9 protein-coding genes and 1 tRNA gene are annotated in these 8,184 nt (G+C 63.6%); 7 read left to right on the top strand and 3 right to left on the bottom strand.

Going from position 1 to position 8,184, the window contains the following annotated elements; all coding sequences use genetic code 11:
- Nucleotides 1-427 (top strand): DUF4232 domain-containing protein (locus WAN02_RS24270; RefSeq protein WP_422267178.1); only part of this gene is annotated, 427 nt, incomplete at its 5' end.
- Nucleotides 428-474: 47 nt separating this feature from the next.
- Here WAN02_RS24270 and WAN02_RS24265 read toward each other — a convergent pair.
- Entirely contained in the window at nucleotides 475-1,317 is an 843-nt protein-coding gene (locus WAN02_RS24265; protein ID WP_422267176.1) for an FkbM family methyltransferase, read from the bottom strand.
- A 109-nt stretch (nucleotides 1,318-1,426) separates the two neighbouring features.
- Here WAN02_RS24265 and WAN02_RS24260 point away from each other — a divergent pair, with 109 nt between their 5' ends.
- From WAN02_RS24260 to WAN02_RS24240, 5 genes are all read left to right on the top strand, one after another.
- Nucleotides 1,427-1,765, top strand: coding sequence for a hypothetical protein (locus WAN02_RS24260; protein ID WP_422267174.1), 339 nt, complete (start codon nucleotides 1,427-1,429; stop codon nucleotides 1,763-1,765).
- A gap of 168 nt (nucleotides 1,766-1,933) precedes the next feature.
- A complete protein-coding gene (locus WAN02_RS24255; RefSeq protein ID WP_422267172.1) occupies nucleotides 1,934-2,998 on the top strand; it encodes a hypothetical protein in 1,065 nt (354 codons plus the stop codon).
- Between the two features lie 395 nt (nucleotides 2,999-3,393).
- The gene (locus tag WAN02_RS24250; RefSeq protein ID WP_422267170.1) at nucleotides 3,394-3,603 is read left to right on the top strand and encodes a hypothetical protein; all 210 of its coding nucleotides are present in this window, start codon (nucleotides 3,394-3,396) and stop codon (nucleotides 3,601-3,603) included.
- A 436-nt stretch (nucleotides 3,604-4,039) separates the two neighbouring features.
- Nucleotides 4,040-5,350 carry a PPE family protein, SVP subgroup gene (locus tag WAN02_RS24245; RefSeq protein ID WP_422267168.1) on the top strand — a complete coding sequence of 437 codons (1,311 nt, stop codon included), beginning with the start codon at nucleotides 4,040-4,042 and terminating at the stop codon, nucleotides 5,348-5,350.
- A 176-nt stretch (nucleotides 5,351-5,526) separates the two neighbouring features.
- Entirely contained in the window at nucleotides 5,527-5,859 is a 333-nt protein-coding gene (locus WAN02_RS24240; protein WP_422267166.1) for a DUF732 domain-containing protein, read from the top strand.
- A 191-nt stretch (nucleotides 5,860-6,050) separates the two neighbouring features.
- Here WAN02_RS24240 and WAN02_RS24235 read toward each other — a convergent pair whose 3' ends face one another.
- Both WAN02_RS24235 and WAN02_RS24230 read right to left on the bottom strand, forming a co-directional pair.
- Nucleotides 6,051-7,595 (bottom strand): IS481 family transposase, encoded by a 1,545-nt coding sequence (locus WAN02_RS24235; RefSeq protein ID WP_422267164.1) that lies wholly within the window; start codon nucleotides 7,593-7,595, stop codon nucleotides 6,051-6,053.
- 264 nt (nucleotides 7,596-7,859) lie between these two features.
- Nucleotides 7,860-7,932 (bottom strand) — tRNA-Arg (locus tag WAN02_RS24230).
- A 113-nt stretch (nucleotides 7,933-8,045) separates the two neighbouring features.
- Between WAN02_RS24230 and WAN02_RS24225 the strand changes: the two genes are divergently transcribed.
- Nucleotides 8,046-8,184, top strand: a 139-nt coding sequence (locus WAN02_RS24225) for a hypothetical protein (protein WP_422267180.1), incomplete at its 3' end; no start/stop codon positions are given.

Below are 8,184 nucleotides of genomic sequence, written 5' to 3'. Positions count from 1 at the left end.
CGACGGCGGCGGTGGCGGCGGTGCGCCGGCAGGTGCGCCGGGCCATTGTTCCGACGCTGACCTGACGGTCACGAACGGACCGATCGAGTCGGCAAACACGTTGCGGCGCGTGGTCGTGTCCTTTAAGAACACGTCGTCAAACCAGTGCATGCTCGTCGGATATCCGGACGCAAACCTGGTGACTGCGGCCGGCGGCGTGCTGGTGCACGTCGAGAACCGGCCGGCCAATGCCGCGCATGTGCTCCACCTCAACCCGGGTGACGTCGCGACAGCGGATGTCGAGTCCTCTGCGCTGGACATCAATGGGTCGGGAAATCCTTGCCCACGTGAGGGCACGTTGGTGGTCACGCCGCCCGGCGATTCGGTGTCGCACGAACTGCCCGTCGCGCTACCGATTTGCCGCGCGACCATCAGCTCAGTGGACTAAGTCCTTTTCAGCTGAGTCGACGGTTCGACTCCGCAACAGCGATACGGCTACTCCACGAGTTGCAGGAGCCGTTGGACGGCCCCCTGCGCTGCATGCCCGCGCCGTTGCAGCTCGGTGACGCAGAAGACGGCAAGGTCAACCGATCCGTAAATATGAAAGGCGATCATCGCCAAGTGCGAAAGTTGCTCACGGGACATGGATTCGATGTGAGCGAGGTCCCGAACATAAACGAAGTCGGCCTCGAGTAGTTGATTCCCCGGTTTGCGAAAGTCGCCGCCGAACACCGTCGGCGCGATCGCCCACTGTTTCAGCGCGGGCATCGAATGCGGTGAGAAGCCTTGCGACCGCAGCTCGCGATCCACGTCACCGAACGTCGGCTGATCCCGGTATAGCGGGACGAACGACACTTCGGTCTGCACCGCCACTGCGTTGCGCAGCCGTTCCCGGCCATGTTCGAAAACCATCAATTCCGCGCCCTGGATGTCGATCTTGAGCAGGTCGAAGTCGTCGATGTCGAGGTCATCGAGACGATGGGTCTGCACGTCAATCTCCTCGATGACCGAACCCCACTCCGGGAACCCGGTGAACAATCGGAGCTGACTGACGTCGGGCGTGAGAAGGCTCGTCATGCCTTCCGCCCACGTGATTTTCAGCCGATGCGTCTGACCGTCGCCGACGACGTGCGGCAGGTACCGTTCCATCGGCCCCTTGCGTTGCTCTAATTCCGCCAACGCGCGCTGCTGGGGCTCGAAACCGGTGACCGTACACAACCCGTCATCCAGCATCCGCTGGTAGGGCGGATCACCGTCGACAAGGTTGGCGCCGATGTCGAGAACGCTGGTCGGCCGCGAACAACGCACCAGATCGCGAAGGAGCAGCGCGGACGTCATCTGCGCATGATCGCACGGGCCGGGCGGGACGCCGAGATCTTGGACACACCGTGCGATTTCGTGGCCCAAAGCACGGCGGGCCGCGGCCGTAGGCAGCATGATGCGGGGCATGAAGTTCGCGATGACTCTGGCGCTGTTCGCCGCCGCGATGCTGGCCGCCCCGGTCGGCCACGCTGCCCCTGCCCCCGACCCGCATAAGCCCGACCTGGGCGCCCACTACTGCCCGGGGGGCGGGACGATAGACATGATGTCTCCGGTCGAGCCGTCGTGCGACGGCGTGCCCTATGAGGATGGCTCATACTGGCGCGCGATAAACCGGGGCGCCCCTGGGACGGCCGCACTGGTGGTTGTGCAGTGCGTCAAGCCCCCACCGCCGCCAGGTCCCTTCGGCGCTCTGGTGCCGCAACCGACCGCACCCGTACCGGCACCGGCCGGCAGTTGCCAATAACGTCCACACTGAACTTCGCGAACTTCCAGGCGCGCTTGCCGCGATCCTTGGAACTTGCTGGGACAACATCTCGTTCAGCTTGATGGCATCCGGCCTTAGCTTATGCTTAGGTATTCTCAGCATCTCTTACGTGTCTGACGCATCAGCACGCCTAATCCCGGGGGCCTAATGACCAGCATCCGCCGTGCCAGTTCTGTTGTCCGGCAATGGAGTAGCGGCGCGGGCTTAGCAGCCGCTGCCGCCGTGATCGGGATGGGCACGGCCCACGCCGATGACCTGTCAACGGACATCGGGCTGCTGAACTCAGCGGAGACCAATGTGACCGACGCCTTCAATGTGTGGACCCAGGCGTATGGGGAAGCACCCCCGAGCTCAGACACCCTTACCCAACTAATCACCCAAACCGAGGCGATTCAGACGCCGCTGCTGTCGTCCGATAACGGCTTGCTGTCGGGCTTGGGCGAATCCTTGTTCAACGGCCCCGATCAGCAGCTTGCTCAGGCCAGCGATGCCTTCCTGTCGGCTGCCGACGCCTATGCTGCCGATCCCTCAACCACCACTGGACTCGATGCGGCATCGGCGAGCCTCCAATTCGACGAGTCCCTGTTGTTCACTTCCCTGCCCGCCAATGTCATCGGCGAGGTCATCAATCAGGTCTTTCACCTTGGCGGCTCCGATATAGCCAGCGCAGCCGCCGCCGACCCAGCCGCCAGCGCGTCCGCGACCCCGGGTGACGTGATCGGCCAGGCGATCGGTGACCTGAATCAAGGCACCGCGCTGTTGGACGCAGCGCCCATAGCAGACCTCAGCGCACGGCAAGCGGACACCCTCGCCGACACAGAAAACCTCAACACTGAGCTGGTCTCGCCGCTATCGCAGATGGCGATGTTGCAAGACGAGTTTTCCGCAGCCGACCAGACTTACTTGGCCAACGCCGACGAGCAGCTTGTCACCGCCGCTGCGAACATGCTCTCAGCCGACCAGGCGTTTGTCGCCGCTGACCAAGCGGGTGAACTCAGCGGCAGCGGCTTCAACTCGACGGACCTGACGCTGATTGACGGCGCTCTGGGACTGCTCAGCGCCGACTTCAATGTGGGCGGTGCTGAATTCTTTGCCCTATTCACCGGTGGCCTGGACCCCTCATCAGCCGCCGACCTCGCGGCGAGTCTGGACCCTGCCACGGCAATGGACCCGTCCATCTTCGCCGACGTGCTCTCGTCAATCGGGTTGTAATCCCCAGCGACGGCTAGCGACGCTGATCTGCGGAAATCCTGGTGCCCCCGGGCAGCGTCCGGTTCCAACCTGCGGCCTTCTGCTCCGGAGGCGGATTCGGCGCGTTTGGCGGGGTCCGCAGCCGTCGAAAGTTGTTAACGCTGAAAGACGAAACATGCTGCCTCGCTTGAGGTTTGCGGTCACAGATGGTCGCCGCAGTCTTCATCCGTCCATAGGTGTTCGGCCGGTGAGTTCACATGAGTTGTGAGAACGTCGTGACACCGAGCGACCCACGGCACGAGTCTGCCTGTTCCCGTAAAGGTGCCTGTGCGTCGGCTGAGGCGTTGAACGCGGCCGACTGTGACATGCGTACAGCCCTCAGACTCCCTGATTGCCGAACTAGCTAGGAATTCACCATGTCCCAGGACATTCCCGGCCTCCGCGACTTCCTCGCGTTGGCGCACTGGCCCGCGACAGAGCGGCTGCGCGAGCTGATGGACAGGATCAAGATTGCGGACCTGTCAGTGGCGGAAGTCGTGGCACTCGTCGCCATATTCGAGGCGGCCGATCAGCGGAAGGGCGCCCAAAACGCGCCGGTGCTGCGTCTGGCGCCGCGTGACAGGTGACCCAACGCATGACGGGCGCTGTTGGACTCTGGTGCGACTTGACGCGCATCGCCGAGCACCTGCTTACGTCGACAACGCGGATACCTCCGAGGCCGAGGTCGCCGAGGAAACGCCAAATGGGATCGGGCTGGGCCTCGCAGCGTCAGCTAATGCGACTGCTTCTGGCATATAGGAAAGAGGTCGCTTTCTAAATCGGAACGACTCCGCGGGCCTCTCGCAACAGTTCTTGCCCGCCGTCGGACCCTCTTTCCTGTTGTTCGTTTCATCGACTTTGCGCTCGCGATCCAAACATTTGGCGCCGCAATCGACCGATAGAGGCGCAAGCTGCAGTTATGCAGCGATGGGCGCGTGAGAAAACTTCGACTCTGCCTCGCGGGTCGAATCCGCCCATCGAGGCTACTGATGCAACGGCGATAACTTAGGAGGTTGTGGCGCAATGGATTTCGCATTTATGCCCCCGGAAATCAGCTCGGGGCGAATGTATGACGGGCCCGGGTCAGGGCCGATGCTGGCCGCCGCGGCGGCCTGGGACGGGCTGGCCGCCGAGTTGCACTCGACGGCAACCTCTTACGGATCGGTGATTTCGGAGCTGAGTGCCGGGCCCTGGCTTGGCGCCGCATCAGCGGCGATGACAGCCGCAACCGCACCCTACGTGGCGTGGATGAGATCCACCGCTAGCCAGGCCGAACAGACAGCCATTCAAGCCAAAGCGGCGGCGGCTGCCTATGAGGTGACGTTCGCGGCGATGGTTCCCCCGCCGGTGATCGCCGCCAACCGCGCCCTGTTGCAGGCGCTGGTGGCGACCAACTTGTTCGGGCAAAACACTCCGGCGATCGCGGCCACCGAGACCCTCTACGCCGAGATGTGGGCACAAGATGCCACGGCGATGTACGGCTACGCGGGCACCTCGGCGTCCGCGACGACGCTGACTCCGTTCACTCCGGCACCGCAGACCACGAACGGGACATCGGCCACGGCGAGCACGCAGGCGGCGGCGTCCCAGCTGACCTCCACGGCATTGCAAGGGCTTACATCGACGGCGGCGACCAACGCGACGTCTGCGGAGACGCTGCCGGACTTCGAGGGAAACGTGCTGTTCTTGCCGAATGTGGCCCAGGCTGCGCTGACGCCTTTGAACACCACCGGATTATTTACCGACTTGTCGTACGACGACAGTGAACTCCGCGATGAGGCGCTGGCAAGCACCGCAAACCAAATCGCGGCCAAGTTGGGAATTCCCGGTTACGAGTCCCTCCCGCTTGGAGACGCCGCCCCAGGCACGACGCTACGGCTGGCGACAGCGTTGGGTCAGGCGGAGCTCCCTTACGTGACGGCGGGTCTGGGTCAGGCGCCAACGCTCGGAAGATTGTCGGTGCCACCAGCCTGGACCGTGGCGGCACCAGAGATCAGGCTCGCCGCGGTGACCTTGCCGGCGGCCAACCTCGCCGCCGCCCCAGAAGTCATGGCAGCCAGCCCCGGAAGCCTCTTCAGTGAGATGACGCTGGCCAACATGGCCAGCCGCGCCATCACCGGCACCGCTACCCGAGGGTGTCAGGAGCGCACCGGGTGGATTTCCCACTCCCGCCCCGTGACGACGCCCACCTCGCCGAGCGGACACGGGACGGCGATCGCCGCTGACATTCGCCAATTCGCTGAAGCACTAGTCACACTCGGTGAACTACGCGATTCAGGGCTCCTGACAGACGAGGAATTCAACGCCCAGAAGGAACGCCTTCTCGCGCGCTGAATCGCGACATTTCGTAGGTGATAAAGCGTGAAAAGCACCGCGGCTCCGGCCTTAGCAAGACACCGACCGTTTGCGAGACGGACCACTAAGTCTTCGCAGAATTCGCGGAGAACCAGGCTGGCATGGAAGTACGCTGCATCGTTCGGACAACGTCATGCAACATTGGGGGTGGGCACATGTTTCTGCGTGGCGCAGTGCTTATCGCAGCAGCGAGCGCGATGGTCGTGAGCGGATTGATCGCACCGGATGCGCACACCGACCCACAAACACAGGATCAACAGTTTCTCGACCTAATGGTTTCAAATGGCGTCGTAGCCGATAACGAAACCTTGAAGAAGTATGCGCACCAATTTTGCGACGCCGAAGGCGTCCAACCGCTGCCCGCACGACGAGAGCTCTCCGACCAAGGCCTGCTGCCGGTACAGCTCTACACCGTCAGAATGGCCGCCTCACGCGTCTACTGCCCAAAGAAGATCGCCACACCGCCCGGCGAGGCTTTTCCGCATTGAGTGATGAGACGGCCATGAGTTCAACGCGGACGGGCTCAGCTGTGGTATTCGACCTTGGCGTTGGGTGCGTGCGTCACGCGAGCAACGCTTGTTGCGTCTGTCAAGTTTCGGCACCCGCTTGACGCTTGTTGCGTCTTGTTGCGTCTGTCAAGTTTCGGCACCCGCTTGACGGATGAGTTCCGGTAGGTGCTTTACAGCCGAGACGCGTTGAGGTTGGTTCCCGTGTCGTTGCGGTGAGCGCCGTTGGGCGCATCCTGGCGCAGCTTGCGGGGACGACCGTGCGGTGTGGCGTACGCGCCGTGCTCCTTGGCCCGGTCGTGGCGGATGGCGTGGGTGCGCACGATCGTTCGCGCACAAGCGATCTGCACCGATCCCGCCACGATCGATACCTCGACCTGCTTTCCCCGCGAAGGCCTCCCGGCCCGGTACGTCGTCCCGGCAAATGACACATCCCCGTTGTTGTCGACGACCCGTGTCACCACGATCCCGCTGGTAGCCGCCCGCGCGCTGCGTCGGCCCTGACGCGGCGGCCGCGGCGTGCCGCCGGCAGTTTGGCGCTGCACATGCGAGGCGACCAGCACCTCGCGGTGGTAGATCTGCACCAAGTTGTCCGCCACAACCGCCTCCACCGGCTCACCGGCCAACACGATCGGCACCCGATACCCAAACCCCGCCAATCGGATCAACCCGCGCTGATCCACCCACCGCTGAACACCGGCACTGCGCAGATCCGCACGCTGGGACGCAGCGCGCCGTTGCCCATTGCTAGCGACCGCTGCGACGGGCTCCACAACGTCAAGAACAGGACCGGTAGCCAACGCAAACCGTTCCGCCGGCGGACGCATTCCCAGCGACTGATGCGGACGCTCGGTGTTGTACTGGGCCACCCACCGGTCTAGCGCTGCCTGAAGCTCGCCGATTGTGCCGAACATCCGATCGGCCTCGGCAAAAAACTCCGCCCGCATCGTCTTATGAAGGCGCTCAACCTTTCCCGTCGTGGTGGGCGAGCGCGGCGCGGTCAACAAATGCCGGATCCCGTTTTCCACGCAGACCCGATCGAACAACACTTCGGCCGAGGAACCACCCGGGCCGAAACGCCCCGTGAACACCTTCCCGTTGTCAGTCAAGATCTGCTCGGGCACGCCGTGGCGCTGCAAGGCACCGAGCAACGCATCACATACCGGGCGCGCTGTAGCTCGGGCGACAACCTTCGCCGACACCACGAACCGGGAGTTGTCATCAATCCCGGTCACCACTTTGACCTCTGCTCCATCGCCGAGGTGAATTCCGCCGACGACGTCCATCTGCCATAACTCCATCGGCCGACCCCGCTCCCACCGCTTGTAATCACTGCGCCGCCGACGACGCTTGGCCGGGTCAATACGTCCGTTACGGACCAACGCCCGATACACACTGGAACGCCCCGGCACCGGCACAACACCTTCGCGGGCCAGCTCATAGACGATCCTGGTAGGCCCCCACCGAGGATTGTGATCACGCAACGCCAACACCCGCGCCTCCAACGCCGGCGCCATCTGATGAGGACACCCATGCGGACGCGACGACTGATCCTCAAGATTGAGCACCGCCCCATCACGCGCATAGCGACGCAACCACGCATGCACCGTCTGGCGCGACACCCCATAACGGCGGGCGACCGTGCTGATTACAGCGCCATCCAAGACCTCAAGCACCGCCCGATAACGCAGCTCGGACACCCGCAACTCCCGCAACATGCCGGCCCCTTCCGCAGTCCACCAACGACTACGAAAGAACCCCCACCCACTAACGGGTGTAAAGCACCTACCGGAACTGTTGTCGCAGACCTCCCGAAACCGCGTCCCAGAACCGTAAAGCAGCAACCGGACCTCAAACGTCAAGCATCAACCGGAACCGCACACGTCTTGTTGCGTCCCGCCTGCGGAGAACAAGACAGCCACCAGGTAGCCAGAGACTTACGATGTTGCTCGCAAAGTGCGTCTGAGCTGCACAGATAGCTGTGCCCCCGGCAGGATTCGAACCTGCGGCCTTCTGCTCCGGAGGCAGACGCTCTATCCCCTGAGCTACGGGGGCGCACAGGAGAAATGCTGCGCCAACGGGCCACGACAGACTAACGCATCGCGGCGGCCTGCTGAGCACCGGAATGGATTCGAAGCCAGAGGACCTCAGCCCATAGGATGGCCTGCGTGAATCCCGCCGATCTGGCCGAGCTGCTGAAGGCCACCGCGACCGCGGTGCTGGCCGAGCATGCGCTCGACACCGCCGCGCTGCCGCCGGCGATCACCGTCGAGCGGCCACGCAACCCCGAGCACGGCGATTACGCGA

Origin of the sequence: Mycobacterium sp. (assembly GCF_049281135.1) — a bacterium.
In the GTDB taxonomy this organism is placed as follows: Bacteria; Actinomycetota; Actinomycetes; order Mycobacteriales; family Mycobacteriaceae; genus Mycobacterium.
This window is presented reverse-complemented; position numbering and strand designations above follow the sequence as displayed.

Bases quoted from the DNA above. Each gene is read 5' to 3' on its own strand.
- WAN02_RS24265 (WP_422267176.1), bottom strand. From the start codon at position 1,317: ATGACGTCCGCGCTGCTCCTTCGCGATCTGGTGCGTTGTTCGCGGCCG.
- WAN02_RS24255 (WP_422267172.1), top strand. From the start codon at position 1,934: ATGACCAGCATCCGCCGTGCCAGTTCTGTTGTCCGGCAATGGAGTAGC.
- WAN02_RS24260 (WP_422267174.1), top strand. From the start codon at position 1,427: ATGAAGTTCGCGATGACTCTGGCGCTGTTCGCCGCCGCGATGCTGGCC.
- WAN02_RS24235 (WP_422267164.1), bottom strand. From the start codon at position 7,595: ATGTTGCGGGAGTTGCGGGTGTCCGAGCTGCGTTATCGGGCGGTGCTT.
- WAN02_RS24240 (WP_422267166.1), top strand. From the start codon at position 5,527: ATGTTTCTGCGTGGCGCAGTGCTTATCGCAGCAGCGAGCGCGATGGTC.
- WAN02_RS24245 (WP_422267168.1), top strand. From the start codon at position 4,040: ATGGATTTCGCATTTATGCCCCCGGAAATCAGCTCGGGGCGAATGTAT.
- WAN02_RS24250 (WP_422267170.1), top strand. From the start codon at position 3,394: ATGTCCCAGGACATTCCCGGCCTCCGCGACTTCCTCGCGTTGGCGCAC.